At 59.2% G+C, this 20,438-nt stretch carries 18 protein-coding genes; 9 read left to right on the forward strand and 9 right to left on the reverse strand.

Annotation, left to right across the window (positions count from 1 at the left end; translation table 11 throughout):
- Positions 1-25: 25 nt before the first annotated feature.
- From yidC to rpmH, 4 genes are read right to left on the reverse strand one after another with little or no spacing between them, the layout of a single operon-like run.
- On the reverse strand, positions 26-1,708 hold the full coding sequence (gene yidC, locus I8746_RS15015) for a membrane protein insertase YidC (protein WP_003253171.1): 1,683 nt from the start codon (positions 1,706-1,708) through the stop codon (positions 26-28).
- A 2-nt stretch (positions 1,709-1,710) separates the two neighbouring features.
- On the reverse strand, positions 1,711-1,956 hold the full coding sequence (yidD, locus tag I8746_RS15020) for a membrane protein insertion efficiency factor YidD (RefSeq protein ID WP_003253169.1): 246 nt from the start codon (positions 1,954-1,956) through the stop codon (positions 1,711-1,713).
- The gene (gene rnpA / locus I8746_RS15025; RefSeq protein ID WP_003253166.1) at positions 1,949-2,353 is read right to left on the reverse strand and encodes a ribonuclease P protein component; all 405 of its coding nucleotides are present in this window, start codon (positions 2,351-2,353) and stop codon (positions 1,949-1,951) included. The genes yidD and rnpA overlap by 8 nt, the downstream gene beginning before the upstream one ends.
- Before the next feature lie 13 nt (positions 2,354-2,366).
- Positions 2,367-2,501 carry a 50S ribosomal protein L34 gene (gene rpmH / locus I8746_RS15030; protein WP_003253163.1) on the reverse strand — a complete coding sequence of 45 codons (135 nt, stop codon included), beginning with the start codon at positions 2,499-2,501 and terminating at the stop codon, positions 2,367-2,369.
- A 595-nt stretch (positions 2,502-3,096) separates the two neighbouring features.
- Here rpmH and dnaA point away from each other — a divergent pair.
- From dnaA to gyrB, 4 genes are read left to right on the forward strand one after another with little or no spacing between them, the layout of a single operon-like run.
- A complete protein-coding gene (gene dnaA, locus I8746_RS15035; protein ID WP_003253158.1) occupies positions 3,097-4,614 on the forward strand; it encodes a chromosomal replication initiator protein DnaA in 1,518 nt (505 codons plus the stop codon).
- A 40-nt stretch (positions 4,615-4,654) separates the two neighbouring features.
- Positions 4,655-5,758 carry a DNA polymerase III subunit beta gene (gene dnaN / locus I8746_RS15040; protein ID WP_003253156.1) on the forward strand — a complete coding sequence of 368 codons (1,104 nt, stop codon included), beginning with the start codon at positions 4,655-4,657 and terminating at the stop codon, positions 5,756-5,758.
- Between the two features lie 15 nt (positions 5,759-5,773).
- Positions 5,774-6,877, forward strand: a complete 1,104-nt coding sequence (gene recF, locus I8746_RS15045) for a DNA replication/repair protein RecF (RefSeq protein ID WP_011953076.1) — start codon at positions 5,774-5,776, stop codon at positions 6,875-6,877.
- A gap of 4 nt (positions 6,878-6,881) precedes the next feature.
- The gene (gene gyrB, locus I8746_RS15050; protein ID WP_003253152.1) at positions 6,882-9,302 is read left to right on the forward strand and encodes a DNA topoisomerase (ATP-hydrolyzing) subunit B; all 2,421 of its coding nucleotides are present in this window, start codon (positions 6,882-6,884) and stop codon (positions 9,300-9,302) included.
- Between the two features lie 64 nt (positions 9,303-9,366).
- On the opposite strand, the gene I8746_RS15055 is transcribed toward gyrB, so the two are convergent.
- On the reverse strand, positions 9,367-9,774 hold the full coding sequence (locus I8746_RS15055) for an RcnB family protein (RefSeq protein WP_221100784.1): 408 nt from the start codon (positions 9,772-9,774) through the stop codon (positions 9,367-9,369).
- Positions 9,775-9,905: 131 nt separating this feature from the next.
- On the reverse strand, positions 9,906-11,198 hold the full coding sequence (locus tag I8746_RS15060; RefSeq protein ID WP_003253147.1) for a sigma-54-dependent Fis family transcriptional regulator: 1,293 nt from the start codon (positions 11,196-11,198) through the stop codon (positions 9,906-9,908).
- 222 nt (positions 11,199-11,420) lie between these two features.
- Here I8746_RS15060 and I8746_RS15065 point away from each other — a divergent pair, with 222 nt between their 5' ends.
- The 3 genes from I8746_RS15065 to I8746_RS15075 are packed head-to-tail and all read left to right on the forward strand — an operon-like array spanning position 11,421 to position 14,429.
- Complete coding sequence (locus I8746_RS15065; RefSeq protein WP_221100785.1) at positions 11,421-12,305, forward strand: MBL fold metallo-hydrolase; 885 nt, start codon at positions 11,421-11,423, stop codon at positions 12,303-12,305.
- A 40-nt stretch (positions 12,306-12,345) separates the two neighbouring features.
- Entirely contained in the window at positions 12,346-13,614 is a 1,269-nt protein-coding gene (locus tag I8746_RS15070; protein ID WP_060544876.1) for an FAD/NAD(P)-binding oxidoreductase, read from the forward strand.
- Positions 13,611-14,429: a sulfite exporter TauE/SafE family protein gene (locus I8746_RS15075; RefSeq protein ID WP_011953116.1), complete on the forward strand. Its 819-nt coding sequence runs from the start codon at positions 13,611-13,613 to the stop codon at positions 14,427-14,429. Before I8746_RS15070 ends, I8746_RS15075 begins: the two co-directional genes overlap by 4 nt.
- Here I8746_RS15075 and I8746_RS15080 read toward each other — a convergent pair.
- Positions 14,418-15,305, reverse strand: a complete 888-nt coding sequence (locus I8746_RS15080) for a LysR family transcriptional regulator (protein WP_003253138.1) — start codon at positions 15,303-15,305, stop codon at positions 14,418-14,420. The two genes, I8746_RS15075 and I8746_RS15080, sit on opposite strands and share 12 nt — an antisense overlap.
- Positions 15,306-15,539: 234 nt before the next feature.
- Between I8746_RS15080 and I8746_RS15085 the strand changes: the two genes are divergently transcribed.
- Together I8746_RS15085 and I8746_RS15090 are read left to right on the forward strand one after the other, a co-directional pair.
- Positions 15,540-17,186, forward strand: coding sequence for a GMC family oxidoreductase (locus I8746_RS15085; protein WP_003253136.1), 1,647 nt, complete (start codon positions 15,540-15,542; stop codon positions 17,184-17,186).
- A 97-nt stretch (positions 17,187-17,283) separates the two neighbouring features.
- Positions 17,284-18,903: an MFS transporter gene (locus I8746_RS15090; protein WP_221100786.1), complete on the forward strand. Its 1,620-nt coding sequence runs from the start codon at positions 17,284-17,286 to the stop codon at positions 18,901-18,903.
- Between the two features lie 174 nt (positions 18,904-19,077).
- Here the strand turns inward: I8746_RS15090 and I8746_RS15095 are convergent, their stop codons facing one another.
- Positions 19,078-19,863 carry a 1-acyl-sn-glycerol-3-phosphate acyltransferase gene (locus I8746_RS15095; RefSeq protein WP_010951467.1) on the reverse strand — a complete coding sequence of 262 codons (786 nt, stop codon included), beginning with the start codon at positions 19,861-19,863 and terminating at the stop codon, positions 19,078-19,080.
- A 47-nt stretch (positions 19,864-19,910) separates the two neighbouring features.
- Positions 19,911-20,438 (reverse strand): D-glycero-beta-D-manno-heptose 1,7-bisphosphate 7-phosphatase, encoded by a 528-nt coding sequence (gene gmhB / locus I8746_RS15100; RefSeq protein ID WP_003253129.1) that lies wholly within the window; start codon positions 20,436-20,438, stop codon positions 19,911-19,913.

The raw sequence follows: 20,438 nt of genomic DNA on the forward strand, positions 1-20,438 counted from the left end.
ATTCACAGGCTAGCGTATTAGACCGTCAAGCAGCAGCTTTTTTGGTAGCTGCTTCGATACGGCGAGTGATGTACCACTGCTGCGAAATCGACAGGCAGTTGTTCACAACCCAGTACAGCACCAGACCGGCAGGGAACCACAGGAAGAAGAAGGTGAAGATGATTGGCATCATTTTCATCACCTTGGCCTGCATCGGATCCGGCGGTGTCGGGTTCAGGCGCTGCTGGATGAACATGGTGGCGCCCATGATGATCGGCAGGATGAAGAACGGATCCTTGATCGACAGGTCGGTAATCCACAGTATCCATGGGGCCTGGCGCATTTCCACGCTTTCCAGCAGTACCCAGTACAGGGCCAGGAATACCGGCATCTGCACCAGGATCGGCAGGCAGCCGCCCAGCGGGTTGATCTTCTCTTTCTTGTAAAGCTCCATCATCGCCTGGGACATTTTCTGGCGATCGTCACCGAAGCGTTCCTTGAGTGCGGCGAGCTTAGGTGCAACGGCACGCATACGCGCCATGGAGCGGTAGCTGGCAGCCGACAGCGGGAAGAACAGGCCTTTGATCAACATGGTCAGCACGATGATCGACCAGCCCCAGTTACCCAGCAGGCTGTGGATATGTTGCAGCAGCCAGAAGATCGGTTGGGCGATAAACCACAGGAAGCCGTAGTCGACGGTCAATTCCAGGCCTGGGGACAACTCTTTCAGCTTGGACTGGATCTTCGGACCAGCGTACAGCAGGGCACTGGTTTCGACCTTGCCGCCAGCCGGTACGCTGATAACCGGGCCGGTGTAGCCGATGATGTAGTTGCCCTGGCTATCCTTGCGGGTCTGGACAACGTTGTTGTCCGACTTGGCCGGAATCCAGGCGGTCACGAAGTAGTGCTGCAGCCAGGCAACCCAGCCGCCGGACACATTTTCTTTCAAACTACCTTTGTCGATGTCCTTCATCGAGACCTTTTTGTAAGGCTCAGATGCTGTCCACAGGGCTGCACCCAGGTAGGTAGCGGTGCCGGTGGCAGTACTGGAGGACGGATCGCCGCTGGCATCACGCTTGAGCTGGGCAAACATGTTGCCGCTCCAGGCCTGGCCGCTCTGGTTGTCGATCAGGTAGCTGACATTCAGGTCGTACTCACCGCGCTTGAAGCTGAAACGCTTGATGTAGTTGACACCGTTGTCACTGAACTTCAGGTCTACCACCAGTTGTTCCTGGCCGTCGGCCAGCTGGTAGCTCTTCTGCTCGGCGGCATACAGGGGACGGCCGCTGGCGCGGGCATCCGGGCCATCGGTGCCGGTCAGACCACTTTGTGCCAGGTAAACACGCTCACCACCGTTGTCGAACAACTGGAATGGAATGTTCGGGTGGTCTTGACGGCGTGGGTACTTCGGCAGGTTCAGCTGGACGATGTCACCACCGACCGGATCGATAGCCAGTTCCAGAACGTCGGTCTTGACTCGGATCAGGTCCTTGCTGAGTGCGACCGGTGCCAGTTCGGCAGGGCTCGATTCGGCGTTGGCGCTCGGTACATCGGCGCTGGCACCGTTGTTACCGGCCGGCACGCCATCGGGCAAGCCCGGAGCAACAGTGCTGGCAGCAGTATTCTGAGTCGGCAGGGCAGCCTGGCCGTAGTCATCGTTCCACTTCAGGACCATGACGTAGGACACGACTGCCAGCGCGGCGATCAGGATCGTGCGTTTAATATCCATGATTACTCGGCTATCGAAGAAGTTCGGGAGGAAGGAGCGGGTGGAACGGGGTCGAAACCGCCGTCATTCCACGGATGACAACGCCCCAGGCGACGAACGGCCAGCCACCCACCACGCCAGATGCCATGGTTTTCGATGGCTTCATACGCGTAACAGGAGCAACTGGGGAAAAACCGACAGTGATTGGCCATCAGAGGACTAATGGCGTAACGGTAAAACTGGATCGGAACGAGTGCCAGTTTACGCATCTTGGCTGTCTACCCCTGCGGAATTGGCGGTGACTGCTGGTGTCGGCCGGCTGCGCGCCAGGCGTTTCCAGAGCTTGCCAAAGTGTTGGTGCAATTCCGGGTTTTCTATCTCACCCAATCCCTTGCGCGCGACGATCACGATGTCCAGGCCGGCAAGCAATTGCTGGTTCAGACGAAAGGAATCGCGCATCAAGCGCTTGAGGCGGTTGCGTTGAACGGCGAGCTTGACACTCTTCTTGCCGATTACCAAGCCAAGGCGTGGGTGATCGAGGCCGTTCTCGCGAGCAAGGATCAGCAGGTTTTTCCCTGGAACCTTGCCGGTTGGGGAGTCGAAGACCGCTTTGAAATGCCGGGGTGTAAGCAGTCGCTTTTCCCGACTGAAGTCCTGACTCACCACCTGTGCCGAAAAATCAAATGGCCAGACGCTTACGGCCTTTGGCACGACGACGCGACAGAACAGCACGGCCGTTCTTGGTAGCCATACGGGCACGGAAACCGTGGGTGCGGGCGCGCTTGATGGTGCTTGGTTGGAAAGTACGTTTCATGGCGTGTTACCTGGTTTGTCGACGACGGGCCGGGATGGCCCCCTTTTTAAGAGACCGGCGATTCTAGAGAAAGCAAGCCCATAGGTCAATTTCCAACCAGTCTTTCCATATAGAGCATGTGATGGACGGTGCCTGTTGATCAGTGCCCAAGCAGTGCTTGATCGGACACACGGATCGGGGACAACATGAAAAAAAAGAAGAGACATATAAAAAGCTTTTTTGAAGAACTTATAACTCTTAAGTGGATAACCTTCTGTGGATAACCTTCGCCGGCCCATGAGTTACGGGGTGTACAGAGTTTTACAACTTTGTTCTGAACCCGTGCTGCGCTTGTTCCCATCGTGAGCGAAAGCTGTGGATGAAAACACCTGTTATCCACAGTGGAGTTATCAACAGGCTAGGGGTTAGGGTTGTGCATAGCCCTCACGGCCGTTTATCCACAGGGCTTATTCACAGAGGCGAAATGCCGTTTTGGTCGATAAATGGCTGTTTTGTCATGGTTCCTAACGTGTCCACATGTGGATAACTGAACGCTCGACCGGTACAATGGCGGTTTGTTTTTGCCTCATCCGGCTTTCAAACTCAGGGGATATCCGTGTCAGTGGAACTTTGGCAGCAGTGCGTGGAGCTTCTGCGCGATGAACTGCCTGCCCAGCAATTCAACACCTGGATCCGTCCGCTACAGGTCGAAGCCGAAGGCGACGAGTTGCGCGTCTATGCGCCTAACCGTTTCGTTCTCGATTGGGTCAATGAAAAGTACCTGGGTCGCTTGCTCGAGCTGTTGGGTGAGAACGGTAGCGGCATTGCACCAGCCCTTTCCTTATTAATAGGTAGCCGTCGCAGCTCGGCCCCAAGGGCTGCGCCCAACGCGCCGGTCAGCGCTGCAGTTGCGGCTTCGCTGGCGCAGACTCAGGCGCACAAGACGGCCCCGGCAGCAGCGGTTGAACCCGTTGCCGTGGCCGCGGCCGAGCCTGTATTGGTCGAGACGTCTTCGCGTGACAGCTTTGATGCCATGGCCGAGCCTGCTGCGGCGCCGCCCAGTGGTGGCCGGGCTGAACAGCGCACCGTGCAGGTTGAAGGTGCGCTCAAGCACACCAGTTATCTGAACCGGACCTTTACCTTTGACACCTTCGTCGAAGGTAAGTCGAACCAGCTCGCCCGCGCGGCTGCCTGGCAGGTTGCGGACAACCCTAAGCATGGCTACAACCCACTGTTCCTTTATGGCGGTGTGGGTTTGGGTAAAACCCACCTTATGCATGCTGTGGGTAACCATCTGCTGAAGAAGAATCCGAACGCCAAGGTGGTGTACCTGCATTCGGAGCGTTTCGTCGCGGACATGGTCAAAGCGTTGCAACTCAACGCCATCAATGAATTCAAGCGCTTCTACCGCTCGGTGGACGCGTTGCTGATCGACGATATCCAGTTCTTCGCTCGCAAAGAGCGCTCGCAAGAAGAGTTTTTCCACACCTTCAACGCCTTGCTTGAGGGTGGCCAGCAGGTAATCCTTACCTCTGACCGCTATCCCAAGGAAATCGAAGGCCTGGAAGAGCGTCTGAAGTCGCGCTTTGGTTGGGGCCTGACGGTGGCTGTCGAGCCGCCAGAGCTGGAGACCCGCGTAGCAATCCTGATGAAGAAGGCCGACCAGGCCAAAGTCGAGCTCCCGCATGACGCAGCCTTTTTCATCGCTCAGCGCATTCGCTCCAACGTCCGTGAGCTGGAAGGTGCACTGAAGCGGGTTATCGCTCACTCGCATTTCATGGGGCGTGACATCACCATCGAGCTGATTCGTGAATCGCTCAAGGATCTGTTGGCGCTGCAAGACAAACTGGTCAGTGTGGATAACATTCAGCGTACCGTCGCTGAGTACTACAAGATCAAGATCTCCGATCTGTTGTCCAAGCGTCGTTCGCGTTCTGTCGCGCGCCCGCGTCAGGTAGCCATGGCCCTGTCCAAGGAGTTGACCAACCACAGTCTGCCGGAAATCGGCGACATGTTCGGTGGTCGCGACCATACGACCGTGCTGCACGCCTGCCGCAAAATCAATGAACTGAAGGAATCCGACGCGGACATCCGCGAGGACTACAAGAACCTGCTGCGGACGCTGACGACCTGATGGCCGTCTGCGCAGCTAATTGAAGGCAAGGGACTAGACCATGCATTTCACCATTCAACGCGAAGCCCTGTTGAAACCCCTGCAACTGGTCGCCGGTGTCGTCGAGCGCCGTCAGACCTTGCCGGTCCTGTCCAACGTATTGCTGGTCGTACAAGGCCAGCAACTGTCGTTGACCGGTACCGACCTGGAAGTCGAGCTGGTAGGCCGCGTGCAACTGGAAGAGCCGGCCGAGCCTGGCGAGATCACTGTTCCGGCGCGCAAGCTGATGGACATCTGCAAAAGCCTGCCTAACGACGCCCTGATCGATATCAAGGTCGATGAGCAGAAATTGTTGGTAAAGGCCGGCCGCAGCCGCTTCACCCTGTCGACCCTGCCTGCCAATGACTTCCCGACTGTGGAAGAAGGCCCGGGTTCGCTGACCTGCAACCTGGAGCAGAGCAAGCTGCGCCGCCTGATCGAGCGAACCAGCTTCGCCATGGCCCAGCAGGATGTGCGCTATTACCTCAACGGCATGCTGCTTGAGGTTTCCCGCAACACGTTGCGGGCCGTATCCACCGACGGTCACCGCTTGGCGCTTTGCTCGATGAGCGCGCCGATCGAGCAGGAGGATCGACACCAGGTCATCGTGCCGCGTAAAGGTATCCTGGAGTTGGCGCGCCTGCTGACCGATCCTGAAGGTATGGTCAGCATCGTGCTGGGCCAGCATCACATCCGCGCCACTACTGGCGAGTTCACCTTTACCTCCAAGCTGGTGGACGGCAAGTTCCCGGACTACGAGCGCGTACTGCCCAAAGGCGGTGACAAGCTGGTTGTCGGAGACCGCCAGGCGCTGCGTGAAGCTTTCAGCCGTACTGCGATTCTTTCCAACGAAAAGTACCGCGGTATTCGCCTGCAACTGGCTGCCGGTCAACTGAAGATCCAGGCTAACAACCCTGAGCAGGAAGAAGCTGAAGAAGAAATCAGCGTGGACTACGAAGGTAGCTCGCTGGAGATTGGTTTCAACGTCAGCTACTTGCTGGACGTGCTGGGCGTGATGACTACTGAGCAAGTTCGTCTGATCTTGTCCGATTCAAACAGCAGTGCGCTGCTGCAGGAAGCTGGCAATGACGATTCTTCCTACGTTGTCATGCCGATGCGCCTGTAACCTGTAGCAGGCGAAATGTCCCTTCGACGTATCATGGTCACCGCGGTGCGCAACTTGCACCCGGTGACACTCTTACCCTCCCCCCGCATCAACATCCTTTACGGCTCCAACGGCAGCGGCAAGACCAGCGTGCTCGAAGCCGTGCATTTGCTCGGCCTGGCCCGTTCATTTCGCAGCACCCGCCTGAATCCGGTTATTCAGTACGAACAGGCTGCCTGTACTGTTTTCGGCGAGGTTCAGCTGACGGAGGGTGGTACGAGCAACCTGGGTGTGTCCCGTGAGCGACAAGGGGAGTTTACTATCCGCATCGATGGGCAGAATGCGCGCAGCGCCGCGCAATTGGCTGAGTTACTGCCGCTCCAGCTCATCAACCCAGACAGTTTCCGGCTGCTTGAAGGCGCCCCAAAAATACGCCGCCAGTTTCTGGACTGGGGGGTGTTCCACGTGGAACCTCGTTTTCTGCCAGCCTGGCAACGCCTTCAGAAGGCGCTGCGGCAGCGGAACTCATGGTTGCGTCATGGTACACTTGACCCAGCTTCGCAAGCCGCCTGGGACCGGGAATTGTGCCTGGCTAGCGCGGAAATAGATGAATACCGTCGCAACTACATCAAGGCCTTGAAGCCCGTCTTCGAGCGAACCCTGAGCGAACTGGTCGAGCTGGACGGGTTGACCCTAAGCTACTACCGAGGCTGGGACAAGGACCGGGAACTGCAAGAAGTGCTCGCCTCCTCCCTCCTTCGCGATCAGCAGATGGGCCATACCCAAGCCGGTCCGCAGCGTGCTGATCTGCGTTTGCGGTTGGCTGGCAATAACGCAGCCGACATCCTGTCGCGTGGTCAGCAAAAGTTGGTGGTATGCGCATTGCGCATTGCCCAAGGCCACCTCGTTAGTCAGGCTCGCCGCGGTCACTGTATTTATCTCGTGGATGACTTGCCGTCCGAACTGGATGACCAGCATCGCCGCGCACTGTGCCGCTTGCTTGAAGAATTACGCTGCCAGGTGTTCATCACCTGTGTAGATCACGAATTACTGAGGGAAGGCTGGCAGACGGAAACGCCAGTTGCTTTGTTCCACGTGGAACAAGGCCGTATCACCCAGACCCACGACCATCGGGAGTGAAGGCATGAGCGAAAATCAAACGTACGACTCCTCCAGCATCAAGGTGCTGAAAGGTTTGGATGCCGTACGCAAGCGTCCCGGCATGTACATTGGCGACACCGATGATGGTAGTGGCCTGCACCACATGGTCTTCGAGGTGGTCGACAACTCGATCGACGAAGCCCTCGCCGGTCACTGCGATGACATCACTGTCATCATCCATCCGGACGAATCTATCAGTGTGCGCGACAACGGTCGCGGCATTCCGGTCGATGTGCATAAGGAAGAAGGCGTTTCCGCAGCCGAGGTCATCATGACTGTGCTGCACGCCGGCGGTAAGTTCGACGACAACTCCTACAAAGTATCCGGCGGTCTGCACGGTGTCGGTGTGTCGGTTGTGAACGCCCTGTCCGAGAAGCTGGTTCTGACTGTTCGCCGTAGCGGCAAGATCTGGGAACAGACTTACGTTCACGGTGTTCCACAAGCGCCTATGGCGGTTGTCGGTGACAGTGAAACCACGGGTACCCACATCCACTTCAAGCCATCGGCTGAAACCTTCAAGAACATTCACTTCAGCTGGGACATCCTGGCCAAGCGCATCCGCGAACTGTCGTTCCTCAACTCGGGCGTTGGCATTCTGCTGAAGGATGAGCGCAGCGGTAAGGAAGAGTTCTTCAAGTACGAAGGCGGTCTGCGTGCGTTCGTCGAGTACTTGAACACCAACAAGACGCCGGTCAACTCTCAGGTTTTCCACTTCAACGTTCAGCGTGACGATGGCGTGGGTGTTGAAGTCGCCCTGCAATGGAACGACAGCTTCAACGAAAACCTGCTGTGCTTTACCAACAATATTCCGCAGCGAGATGGCGGCACCCACCTGGTGGGCTTCCGTTCCTCGCTGACCCGTAGCCTTAACAGCTACATCGAGCAGGAAGGCCTGGCCAAGAAGAACAAGGTGGCAACCACTGGCGACGACGCCCGTGAAGGCCTGACCGCAATCATCTCGGTGAAGGTACCGGACCCGAAGTTCAGCTCGCAGACCAAGGACAAGCTGGTCTCCTCGGAGGTGAAAACCGCCGTAGAGCAAGAGATGAACAAGTACTTCGCCGATTTCCTCTTGGAAAACCCGAACGAGGCGAAGGCCGTCGTTGGCAAGATGATCGACGCCGCTCGCGCCCGTGAAGCCGCCCGTAAAGCCCGTGAGATGACCCGCCGTAAAGGTGCGCTGGATATCGCGGGTCTGCCGGGCAAGCTGGCCGACTGCCAAGAGAAGGATCCTGCTCTCTCCGAACTGTACCTGGTGGAGGGTGACTCTGCGGGTGGCTCAGCCAAGCAAGGCCGCAACCGTCGTACCCAGGCGATCTTGCCGCTGAAGGGTAAAATCCTCAACGTCGAGAAAGCGCGCTTCGACAAGATGATTTCGTCCCAGGAAGTGGGCACGCTGATCACTGCGCTGGGCTGTGGTATCGGCCGTGAAGAGTACAACATCGACAAACTGCGTTATCACAACATCATCATCATGACCGATGCTGACGTTGACGGTTCGCACATCCGTACGCTGCTGCTGACCTTCTTCTTCCGTCAGCTGCCGGAGCTGGTCGAGCGTGGCTACATCTATATTGCCCAGCCGCCGCTGTACAAGGTGAAACGAGGTAAGCAGGAGCAGTACATCAAGGACGATGAGGCCATGGAAGAGTACATGACCCAGTCGGCTCTGGAAGATGCCAGCCTGCACCTGGACGAATCGGCGCCAGCAGTTTCCGGCGTGCAGCTGGAAGCGCTGGTGAATGAGTTCCGTAGTGTCATGAAGACTCTCAAGCGCCTGTCGCGTTTGTACCCGGAAGAGCTGACTGAGCACTTCGTCTACCTGCCTGAGGTGACCCTGGAGCAGTTGGGTGACCACGCAGTGATGCAGGCCTGGCTGGCCCAGTTCCAGGCGCGTCTGAACTCCAGCCAGAAGTCTGGCCTGGCTTACAACGCCAGCTTGCGTGAAGACAAAGAGCGCAACGTGTGGCTGCCTGAAGTGGAAATTACCTCTCACGGTCTGGCCAGCTACATCACGTTCAACCGCGATTTCTTCGGCAGCAATGACTACCGTACCGTAGTCAACATTGGTGCCAAGCTTTCGAGTCTGTTGGGTGAAGGTGCGTACGTGCAGCGTGGTGAACGCCGCAAGGCAATCGTCGAGTTCAAAGAGGGCCTGGATTGGCTGATGAACGAGACCACCAAGCGCCATACGATTCAGCGCTACAAAGGGCTGGGTGAGATGAACCCGGACCAACTGTGGGAAACCACCATGGACCCGACCGTTCGCCGTATGCTCAAGGTCACTATCGAAGATGCCATCGCCGCTGACCAGATCTTCAACACCCTGATGGGTGATGCAGTCGAGCCGCGTCGTGACTTCATCGAAAGTAACGCGCTGTCGGTGTCGAACCTGGACTTCTGATCAGGTGTAATTCGCCAGACACTAAAAAGCCCGCTGATGCGGGCTTTTTAGTGTCTGCAAACAATCAGTAGCCGGTGAGAATGTTCACGATCACACCGCTGGCAATAGCCACCAGCACATAGTCGCCATTCACATACAGCCAACGATGATCACGAGGTGGCGCATACAGGTGGCGCGCTTTCCAGTCAGTTACCCAGTAACGGTCTCCACGGTAATGTGGATCAACGGCATGACCCCGCTGCCACTGCTTATGAGGTATCGGCATGCCTTGTTGTGGGTGGAAGTTTGGATCACGGTAAGCAGGACCGCGGCCATTGTCATGTCGGCCCTGGTGCTGTGGTTGACCCTGTGGCGGGTTGCCTTGGTGCGATGGGCCGCCATCATGCCGATCAGGCGGGCCCGGTTGCGCGAAGCTTGCCAGCGGTGTGCTGAGCATGAGCCCGGCGCAGATCACGGTTAGGGCTTTCTTCATTTTGATGCGGTCCTCTGCCTGTTAATCGCCTGGCAAGTATTGATTGCCAGGTTCGGTTAACTGATCAGACCACGATTTTTCCCTTTCAATGTCAGGGCGCAGGTAAAGGTCCGGTAAAGTCTGGCGTTCTTTCAGTTCAGCCCGAGCGCTTTCAAGCGGCGATACAGCGTGCGTTCACTCATGCCAAGATGACTGGCCAGTTCACTGCGCGAGCCTTTGAACTGCTCCAGCGCCTGCGCCAGCTCACCCAGGTCATTGCGACGGCCGCTTCCTTTAGCCGCGCCAGTCAGTCCAGTGTCTTCCGGTAAATGCTCTGGCCTGATCACACCGTCATCGGCAAACAAACGCGCGCGTTCCAGAATGTTGCGCAGTTCGCGGATATTGCCCGGAAACGGATGCAATGCAAGTTGCTGCAAGGCGTCTTCACTCAGCCTGGGCGTCGGCTGGCCGGCCATGCGCTGCAGCAGGCTCTGTGCGAGCAGCGGCAGATCTTCCACCCGTTCGCGCAATGCAGGCAGACGAATCGGAAAGCCGCTGATGCGGTAATACAGGTCTTCACGGAAGGAGCCATCCGCGACCATTTGTTTAAGTGGTTTATGGGTGGCCGATATCAGGCGGAAATCCGAATGCACAGTGCGCAGGCTGCCCACGGGACGGAAACTCCCGGACTCTATCAGGCGCAGCAACTTCACCTGCATCGCCAGCGGCACTTCACCAATTTCATCGAGGAACAAGGTGCCGCCATGCGCCGCCTCGGCCAAGCCGATCTTGCGCTGATTCGCCCCGGTGAACGCGCCCTTCTCATAGCCGAACAGTTCACTCTCGAACAACGACTCGGTCAGGCCGGTGCAGTCGACCACCACCAGTGGGCCGTTGGCCCTGGGGCTGCCCATGTGCACTGCACGGGCGAACAGCTCCTTGCCGGTCCCTGATTCACCCTGCAGCAACACCGGGATCTGCGCCGGTGCCGCACGCTGCAGGCTGGCCAGCGCGGCCTTGAAGGTTGGCGCGCGGCCGACCAACCCCTGCTCCTGTGGCTGGGCCGAAGCGAGGGTGATGGTGGTGAGGCGTTCGACAAAGGCCACTACCTTGCCCTGCTCATCCAGGATCGGCCGCAACTCCACATCCACATGCTCCGGGCCACGTGGTGTGTGATGAATGTGCAATACCCGCTCCGGTACCTTGCTGTCCCACGCCTTGCGCATCGGGCAATGTTCGCCAGCCTGGTCGCACGGCACAGCGTAGTGGTGCGAAACCCTGTGGCACTTCTCGCCCAGTGGGGCCTGATCATGCCGGCCAAACTGACGGCGATAGGCCGCATTGGCGGCGAGGATGTTGTAGTCGGTGTCCAACACGATGGTCGGAAGGGCATCGTGCTCGAGGTAGGAAACCAGAGCTAGGATGAGAGGATGGGCTTCAGGCATGTCGGCACCGTATGGATGACCGACGCAGGGTAACAAGGACTGCCAAACACTGCCATTGGCTGTCAGTCGACTGCCACCTGGGCTGCCAGTTTTGCCCGCAGCGGTCTGCAACTGGCCGGTTTTATTGGCCAGTGAGTGGCAAAAAGCCTGGCATGCATCTTGATAAAGCTCCTGTCACTGCCTACGCCTGTACAAGGCGGGGCGGATAAATTGGAGAACGTGATGATCATCGGCAACAACCTTCACGTGGACGCCTTCTACGACGAGGCGACCTCGACCATCAGCTACCTGGTCATGGACCGTGAAACCCGACAATGCGCATTGATCGACAGCGTGCTGGATTACGACCCCAAGTCCGGGCGCACCTGTAGCGCTTCGGCTGATCGCTTGGTCGAGCGTGTGAATGAACTGAACGCCAGCGTGCGGTGGGTGTTGGAAACCCATGTGCACGCTGACCACCTTTCAGCGGCTGCCTACCTGAAAGAAAAGCTGGGCGGCCATACCGCAATTGGCGCGCACATTACCCAGGTGCAGAAAGTGTTTGGCGCCTTGTTCAACGCAGAGCCCGGCTTCGCCCGTGATGGCAGCCAGTTCGATGTGCTGCTCGAAGATGAGGAAGGTTTCCGTATTGGCAACCTGCAGGCCCGTGCGTTGCACACGCCTGGGCACACACCCGCGTGCATGAGTTTCATGATCGAAGATGCCGGCGAGATCGCGGTGTTCGTTGGAGACACCTTGTTCATGCCCGATTACGGCACCGCCCGCTGCGACTTCCCCGGGGCCGATGCCCGCACCTTGTACCGCTCAATCCGTCGCCTGCTGGCTTTCCCCGACCAGACTCGGTTGTTCATGTGCCACGACTACCTGCCGGGTGGCCGCGACATGCAGTACGTCACAACTGTCGCCGAGCAGCGCGCCAGCAACATTCACATCCATCAGGGTATCGATGAGGACAGCTTCGTTGCCATGCGCGAAGCCCGTGACAAGACGCTCGAAATGCCCGTACTGATCCTGCCTTCGGTGCAGGTGAACATGCGTAGCGGCCAACTACCCCCTCCGGAGACGAACGGCGTGAGCTATCTGAAGATCCCGCTGAACAAGCTGTAACCGCCCTGCCCCCATAATCAGATTTCCAGGATTTGCCGCCATGCCTGCCTTGTTGTCCCCTGCCAATACCGACCACCACAAGGTGGTCATCGTCGGTGCCGGTGCCGCCGGGATCGCCACTGCTTCCAGCCTGATCAGCCGCGACCCATCATTGGACGTCGTCTTGATCGACCCTGCCGAAGTGCACTACTACCAACCCGGCTGGACCATGGTCGGTGCCGGTGTGTTCAAGGCACCCAGCACTGCTCGCACCATGGCGTCGACCATTCCTCGCGGTGTGCGCTGGGTCAAGGCGCGGGTAAAGGGATTCGACCCGTTGGGCCAGTTGGTCATCCTCGATGATGCTCGCGCCATCAGCTATGAACAGCTGATCGTCTGCCCCGGCCTCAAGCTGGACTGGGCGGCCATCGATGGGCTCAGCGAGACCCTGGGCCGCAACGGTGTCACCTCCAACTACCGCTACGACCTGGCGCCCTATACCTGGGAACTGGTGCAAAAGCTCAAGCAAGGACGCGCGCTGTTCAGCCAGCCGCCCATGCCGATCAAGTGCGCCGGTGCACCACAGAAGGCGCTGTATCTGTCTTGTGACCACTGGCTGCGCCATGGCCATTTGGGGGCGGTGAAAGCCAGCTTCTACAATGCGGGTGCCGTACTGTTCGGTGTCGCGGACTACGTGCCCGCGCTGATGAAGTACATCGAAAAATACGCCGTCGACCTCAACTTCTCTCACCGGTTGGTTGCCGTAGACGGCCCGGGAAAGCGCGCTACATTCTTGCGTACCCTGCCCGATGGCAGCAGCGAAACGCGCATCGAGGCCTTCGACATGCTGCACGTGGTACCGCCACAGGTGGCGCCAGACTTCATTCGCGAAAGCCCCTTGGCTGATAGCGCCGGCTGGGTTGACGTCGATCCGCATACCCTGCGCCATCGCAAATACACCAACGTTCATGCCTTGGGTGACGTGGCTAACACCAGCAATGCCAAGACCGCCGCTGCGGCGCGCAAGCAGGCACCGGTGGTTGCCAACAATGTGCTGGTGGCGCTGGGCAGGCTGGCGACCCTGGCCCAGTACGACGGCTATGGCTCGTGCCCGCTTACCGTCGAGCGCGGCAAGATCGTCCTGGCCGAATTCACCTATGGCGGCAAGCTGGCACCGAGCTTCCCCAACTGGTTACTCGATGGCCGCAAGCCGACACGCCTGGCCTGGCTGCTCAAGGCACAGGCGCTGCCACCGTTGTACTGGCAAGGCATGCTCAAGGGGCGCGAGTGGTTGGCACGCCCGCAGCTGGTAGCCGAGGGTGGGCAGTGATCGAGCATCAACTGTTAGGGGCGGGCCTTGGCGCAATCATCGGCGCTGTGCTGGCGCTGACCGGCGCAGGCGGTGGCATTCTCGCTGTACCCTTACTGGTGTTCGGCCTGGGGTTATCGATGGTCGAAGCGGCACCGGTGGGCCTGTTGGCTGTAGGTTTGGCTGCAGCGGTTGGCGCAGTGCTGGGCTTGCGCCAAGGGCTGGTACGTTATCGGGCTGCGCTGTTCATTGCGTTGGTTGGTGTGGCAGCAGCGCCGTTCGGGCTGATGCTGGCGCACCGCCTGCCGAATGCACCGTTGCAGGTGGTATTCGCTGGCGTGCTGGTTTATGCCTGCCTGCGCATATGGCGCAAGGCGGCCAAAGAACTGCGTGGCGAAGCCAATGACGCTCATCGCTTTATCGAGCCGTGTGTGCTGAACCCGTTGCAGGGGCGTTTGCGCTGGACCCTACCCTGCGCGCGCGCATTGGCATTCACGGGTGCCTTGTCCGGGTTGTTGTCCGGCCTGCTCGGCGTGGGTGGGGGGTTCGTCATCATCCCTGCCCTGAACCGCTACACCAACCTGCGCATGGCCAGCATCGTTTCCACTTCGCTGGCGGTGATTGCCTTGGTCTCTACCGGCAGTGTGGTCAGCGCCAGCCTTGCGGGCGTCATGCACTGGCAGGTTGGCGCCCCGTTTGCCGTCGGCGCGGTGCTTGGCCTGCTGCTGTCGCGACCCTTGGCAGCCAGGTTGGCCGGGCCGCGTCTGCAGCAGATGTTTGCCGTGGCAGGTTGGGCCGCTGCCCTGTTGTTGGCGGGCAAAGCGCTACTCGGCTAGCAACTCGCTCTGTTCGGCCGCGCACAACGCCAGCAGGTAGTCCCACACCACCCGCAGGCGCACAGACTTGTGCAGCTCACGGCGGGTGCAGATCCAGTAGCTGCGCTGGATGGTTTCTCCCGGCAGCACGCGCACCAGTGTCGGGTCGTGGCGGGCCATGTAGTTGGGCAGCACGGCGATGCCCAGCCCGGCGCGGGCGGCGGCTTGCTGGGCGATCACGCTGGTGCTGCGAAACACCACGTTGGGTGCTCGGCAGAAACTGTTGAGAAACAGCAGTTCCTGGCTGAACAGCAAATCGTCGACGTAGCCGATCCAGCTGTGCCGGGCCAAGTCTTCGCGGTTGCGCAGTGGCGGTGCGCGGTCCAGGTAGTCCTGGCTGGCGTACAGCGCCAAGCGGTAGTCGGTGAGTTTGCGGGTGATCAGCAGGTCGGCGTTGGGTCGCTCCAGATGGATGCTGATTTCTGCCTCGCGGTTGAGGATGCTGACGAAACGCGGCACCGCTACCAGTTCCACCTCCAGGCCGGGGTAGCGCTCGAACAACGCGTTCATGCGTGGGGTGAAGAACATGATGCCGATGCCTTCGGTTACCCCCAGACGAATCTTGCCCAGCGGGGTGATGGCCTGGGTGATTTCCTCTTGTGCCAGCAAGGCGACGTTCTCCATGGCTTCGGCATGCTTGAGCAGGGCTTGGCCCGAGGGGGTCAGCTCGTAGCCCTGGGCATGCTGCACGAACAGCGCGGTCCCCAGGCTCTGCTCGATGCTCTCGATATGCCGGGCCACGGTGCTGTGGGTAGTGTTCAGGCGCTTGGCGGCGGTCAGCAGGCGGCCGCTGCGCTGCAACTCGAGGAAAAACCGCAGATCATTCCAGTCGAACATGCTTGTCCTTTATGGCAGTTCGTTCCGGCCTCTTCACGGGCATGCCCCACAGGTGCGGTGAACACCCTGAAGGTAACGTGATCCCTGAGGTGCGGGCGAGCCCGCGAAAAGGTCGGTACAGGCTTGCCACTGTGCTAAAACACACAGCGGCTGCGCGAAATCTCGTGTTTCATCCACGAAATTACTCACTAAGATGGATCGGGACAAGAATAAAAAACAGGCGCGAGGTTGCACATGCCATCAGCCGATTCTGTCTTCGACTACGTGGTCGTAGGGGCCGGTCCCGCCGGATGCCTGCTGGCCAATCGTTTGTCCGCCGACCCTTCCTGCCGCGTGCTGCTGCTGGAGGCGGGGGGCCGCGACAATTATCCCTGGATCCACATCCCCGTCGGTTACCTCTACTGCATCGGCAACCCGCGCACAGACTGGTGCTTCAAGACCGAGGCACAGCCTGGCCTCGGCGGTCGCGCTTTGGGTTATCCAAGGGGCAAGGTGCTAGGTGGCTGTTCGTCGATCAACGGCATGATCTACATGCGGGGCCAAGCCGCCGACTATGACCATTGGGCCGCGCAAGGCAACGACGGCTGGGCGTGGAAAGATGTGTTACCCCTGTTCAAGGCCAGCGAAAACCACTTTGCCGGCGCCAGCGAGCACCATGGCGCGGAGGGCGAATGGCGGGTCGAGCGCCAACGCTACAGCTGGCCGATTCTTGATGCTTTCCGTGATGCCGCCGAGCAGAGTGGTATTGGCAAGGTCGACGATTTCAACACCGGCGACAACCAGGGTTGTGGATATTTTCAGGTCAACCAGCGCAGTGGGGTGCGCTGGAACGCTTCCAAAGCTTTCCTGCGGCCGATCAAGGATCGCGCCAACCTCACTGTGCTGACCGGCGTGCAGGTTGACCAGGTACTGCTCGACAACACCCGCGCAAGGGCGGTGAAGGCGCTCTGGCAAGGGACCTGGCATGAGTTTGCGGCGCGCCGCGAGATCATTCTCTGTGCTGGGGCGGTAGGTTCACCGGGCATTCTCCAGCGCTCCGGCATCGGCCCGCGTCAGTTGCTGGAAAGCTTGGGCATTGGTGTTCGCCACGATATGCCAGGCGTTGGTGGCAACTTGCAGGACCACCTGCAACTGCGCCTGATTTACCAGATCCGCAACACCCGTACCTTGAACCAGATGGCCAACAGCCTGTGGGGCAAGATGGGCATGGGCCTGCGTTACCTCTACGACCGTAGCGGGCCGCTGGCCATGGCGCCGAGCCAGTTAGGCGCGTTCGTGCGTTCAAGCCCTGAACAGGCCACCGCCAACCTTCAGTATCACGTGCAGCCGCTGTCACTGGAACGCTTCGGTGAGCCGTTGCATCAGTTCCCGGCCTTTACGGCTTCGGTGTGCAACTTGCGCCCGGTCAGTCGCGGGCGCATCGACATCTGCAGCACCGACATGAACAGCACGCCGCTGATCGACCCCAATTACCTCAGTGCTCCGCAGGACTTGCGGGTTGCTGCCGATGCCATTCGCCTTACCCGGCGTATCGTCCAGGCCCCTGCCCTCGCTGCTTTCGAGCCCAAGGAATATTTGCCGGGCCCAGCGCTGCAAAGCGAGGAAGAACTGTTCGAGGCCGCTGGCAAGATCGGCACCACCATCTTCCACCCGGTCGGTACCTGTCGCATGGGCAACGGTGCCATGGACGTTGTGGATAACCAGCTGCGCGTGCATGGCATCCCCGGTCTTCGTGTCGCTGATGCTTCGATCATGCCGCAGATAACGTCCGGCAATACCTGTTCCCCCACCCTGATGATCGCCGAAAAGGCGGCGCAACTGATCCTCAAAGGAGCGGCTACCCAGACCTACCTGAACGAAGACGCGTTACCGACGCCCTGACCCGGGTGCGTGCAGTACCGGCGGCTTGCGGTCAGAAGTCGCCGACAGTGGAACAACAAGAATAATCACTGTGGCCTAAGGGCCGAGGACAGCAACGATGTCGGATTACATCCAAGAGCAGGGTGCGGCGGCCAGCAGCTCCAGCCGCCGTGAAGAACGCAAGATCATTTTCGCGTCATCCCTCGGGACGGTTTTCGAGTGGTATGACTTTTTTCTCTATGGTGCGCTGGCAGCGGTCATCAGCAAGCAGTTCTTCGCTGGCGTGAACGATACCACCGCTTTCATCTTCGCCCTGATGGCCTTTGCTGCGGGCTTTCTGGTGCGGCCGTTTGGCGCGCTGGTGTTCGGCCGCCTGGGTGACATGATCGGGCGCAAGTACACCTTCCTGGTCACCATCGTGCTGATGGGCCTGTCCACTTTCGCTGTGGGGTTGTTGCCCACCTACGCCAGCATCGGCATCGCCGCACCGATCATCCTGGTGATCCTGCGCATGCTTCAGGGGCTGGCGCTGGGCGGTGAGTATGGCGGTGCCGCCACTTACGTGGCCGAGCATGCGCCGCCCGGCAAGCGTGGCTTGCATACCGGTTTCATCCAGTCCACCGCAACGTTGGGCCTGTTGTTGTCGCTGTTGGTGGTGCTGGGTAGCCGGTATGTCAGTGGCGACCAGTTCGAAACCTGGGGCTGGCGCTTGCCGTTCCTGCTGTCGATCGTGCTGCTGGCGATCTCCACCTGGATTCGCATGAGCATGCACGAGTCGCCGGCATTTGTGAAAATGAAGGCTCAGGGCAAGGTCAGCAAGTCGCCCATCCGTGAGTCATTCACCTCCTGGCCAAACCTGAAAGTGGTGCTTACCGCCCTGTTCAGCATCAACGCGGGTCAGGCTGTGACCTTCTACACGGCGCAGTTCTACGTTCTGTTCTTCATGACCCAGATGCTGAAAATGGACTCGGCTCAGGCCAACACCCTGCTCATCATCAGCGTGGTGATTGGCGCGCCGTTCTTCGTGTTTTTTGGCTGGTTGTCCGACCGTATCGGCCGCAAGCCGATCCTGATGCTCGGCCTGTTGCTGGCCACGGTACTGTACTTCCCACTGTTCAAGGCGCTGAGCCACTACGCCAACCCGCAGATCGACGCTGCCAGCCGTCAGGCGCCGATCGTGGTCACCGCCGACCCGCAAGGCTGCACATTCCAGTTCGACCCAGTGGGCAAGGCTCGTTTTGACAGCCCGTGCGACAAGGTCAAGACCTTCCTGGTCAAGCAGGGCCTGCCGTACAGCTCGGTAAGCGTGGCCGGCAGTGAAGTGGTGGTCAACATCGGTGACAAGACCATCAACGGCTTTGACGAAACCGCCATGCGTACTGCAATCGAGCAGGCTGGTTACCCGGCCAAGGCGGACCCTGCGCAGGTTAACCAAGTAATGGTGGTGGTACTGATCGTGGCGATGATCCTGATCGCGACCATGACCTATGGCCCGTTGGCGGCGGTGATGGTCGAGCTGTTCCCGACCCGCATCCGCTACACCTCGATGTCGCTGCCCTACCACATTGGTAATGGCTGGTTCGGTGGTTTCCTGCCTACCGTATCGTTTGCGCTGGTGGTCTATACCGGGGATATCTTCTACGGGCTGTGGTACCCGGTGCTGGTGACCGGGATCAGCCTGGTGGTTGGGATCTTCTGTCTGAGAGAAACCAAGGATGTAGATATCGACAAAGTCTGATGTCCACATGCCATAAAAAAACCGGCTGTAAAAGCCGGTTTTCTTATGCCTCAAAAAAACTTATGCACGATTTTCAGAAAAAATTCATACAAAGAAATAACTAGAAAATTCATACACTTAGGTATCAATTCAAGCATTTAATCCAAAAACTGCACACAAGTTATCCACAGAAGGTCAAGCCATCTGCTCCTGAGGTTTTTCCGCAGCTGGCGGCAGCGATCCCATGGCCCGCTGGGTCGCTTCGTTCCAAGCTGCAGCGCGGTCGTTGAGTTCGGCAATGGCACGTGGCCCCGTGCCGTTGGCGTACATCGGCTCACCAATTACCACTTCGATTGTACCGGCACGCTTGCCCCAACCGGTCTTGGGCCAGAACTTGCCAGCGTTGTGGGCAATCGGCAGCACCGGCAGCCCGGCATTCACGGCCAGGGCGGTACCGCCGCGCGAGAACTTGCCGATGGTGCCGAACGGCACACGGGTGCCTTCTGGGAAAATCAGCACCCACGTCTTCTGCTTGAGCAGTTCGTCACCTTTGCTCGCCACCTGGCGCAACGCTTCCTTGGGGTTGTCGCGGTTGATCGCGATGGGCCGCAGCATGGCCATGGCCCAGCCGAAGAACGGTACATACAGCAGCTCGCGCTTGAGCACCTGGCTAAGCGGCGAGAAGTACTGGGACAGGAAGAAGGTTTCCCAGGTGCTCTGGTGATTGGACAGAATCACGCAAGGCTCAGCTGGCACGTTCTCGGCGCCAGTGATCTTGTAGTCGATGCCCAGGATGGTGCGCACCAGAAACAGCGCGCAGCGGCACCAGTACACATTGATGAACTTGTAGCGCTTGGGGAACGACAGGAACGGCGCGACGAAGAAGCTCAGCGAGCACCACAGCAGCGAACTGGTGCCCAGCAGCAGGTAAAAAAGAAAGATTCTGATCGCCTGCAGGATCGACATAGTGGCTTGTACCATTGCGGGGCATGCCCGCCTGAAGAAAAATGCGCCAGAAGGCGCACTGTTTAAATTAGTTCTCTGGCGATAGCTGCCAGATCGTCGAAAATCAGTGTAGTTTCCGGGACGCCTTTTTCCAGGGTCCGCTCGCCCTTGCCGGTCTTCACCAGCACGGGTTGTGCACCGACGGCCAGGGCGGCCTCCAGGTCACCTTTGCTGTCGCCGACGAACCAGACGCCTTCAAGGCCGATCTGGTAATGCTCGGCGATCGCCCGCAGCATGCCGGGCTTGGGCTTGCGGCAATCGCACCCTTCGTCCGGCCCATGCGGGCAATACACGATATGGCCCACCTCACCGCCCTGCTCGGCCACCAGCGCGCGCAGGCGCGCATGCATGGCCTCAAGGGTTGCCAGCGGGTAGTAGCCACGGGCAATGCCGGACTGGTTGGTGGCCACGGCCACCGTCCAGCCCGCCTTGCTCAACTGCGCGATCGCATCGACCGAACCGGGGATCGGCACCCATTCTTCCAGCGTCTTGATGTACGCATCGGAGTCGTAGTTGATCACCCCGTCACGGTCGAGAATCAGCAGTTTCAA

This window comes from Pseudomonas sp. USTB-Z (assembly GCF_019691255.1).
GTDB lineage: Bacteria > Pseudomonadota > Gammaproteobacteria > Pseudomonadales > Pseudomonadaceae > Aquipseudomonas > Aquipseudomonas alloputida.

Bases quoted from the DNA above. Each gene is read 5' to 3' on its own strand.
- yidC (WP_003253171.1), bottom strand. From the start codon at position 1,708: ATGGATATTAAACGCACGATCCTGATCGCCGCGCTGGCAGTCGTGTCC.
- yidD (WP_003253169.1), bottom strand. From the start codon at position 1,956: ATGCGTAAACTGGCACTCGTTCCGATCCAGTTTTACCGTTACGCCATT.
- rpmH (WP_003253163.1), bottom strand. From the start codon at position 2,501: ATGAAACGTACTTTCCAACCAAGCACCATCAAGCGCGCCCGCACCCAC.
- dnaN (WP_003253156.1), top strand. From the start codon at position 4,655: ATGCATTTCACCATTCAACGCGAAGCCCTGTTGAAACCCCTGCAACTG.
- recF (WP_011953076.1), top strand. From the start codon at position 5,774: ATGTCCCTTCGACGTATCATGGTCACCGCGGTGCGCAACTTGCACCCG.
- gyrB (WP_003253152.1), top strand. From the start codon at position 6,882: ATGAGCGAAAATCAAACGTACGACTCCTCCAGCATCAAGGTGCTGAAA.
- I8746_RS15055 (WP_221100784.1), bottom strand. From the start codon at position 9,774: ATGAAGAAAGCCCTAACCGTGATCTGCGCCGGGCTCATGCTCAGCACA.
- I8746_RS15060 (WP_003253147.1), bottom strand. From the start codon at position 11,198: ATGCCTGAAGCCCATCCTCTCATCCTAGCTCTGGTTTCCTACCTCGAG.
- I8746_RS15065 (WP_221100785.1), top strand. From the start codon at position 11,421: ATGATCATCGGCAACAACCTTCACGTGGACGCCTTCTACGACGAGGCG.
- I8746_RS15070 (WP_060544876.1), top strand. From the start codon at position 12,346: ATGCCTGCCTTGTTGTCCCCTGCCAATACCGACCACCACAAGGTGGTC.
- I8746_RS15080 (WP_003253138.1), bottom strand. From the start codon at position 15,305: ATGTTCGACTGGAATGATCTGCGGTTTTTCCTCGAGTTGCAGCGCAGC.
- I8746_RS15085 (WP_003253136.1), top strand. From the start codon at position 15,540: ATGCCATCAGCCGATTCTGTCTTCGACTACGTGGTCGTAGGGGCCGGT.
- I8746_RS15090 (WP_221100786.1), top strand. From the start codon at position 17,284: ATGTCGGATTACATCCAAGAGCAGGGTGCGGCGGCCAGCAGCTCCAGC.
- I8746_RS15095 (WP_010951467.1), bottom strand. From the start codon at position 19,863: ATGGTACAAGCCACTATGTCGATCCTGCAGGCGATCAGAATCTTTCTT.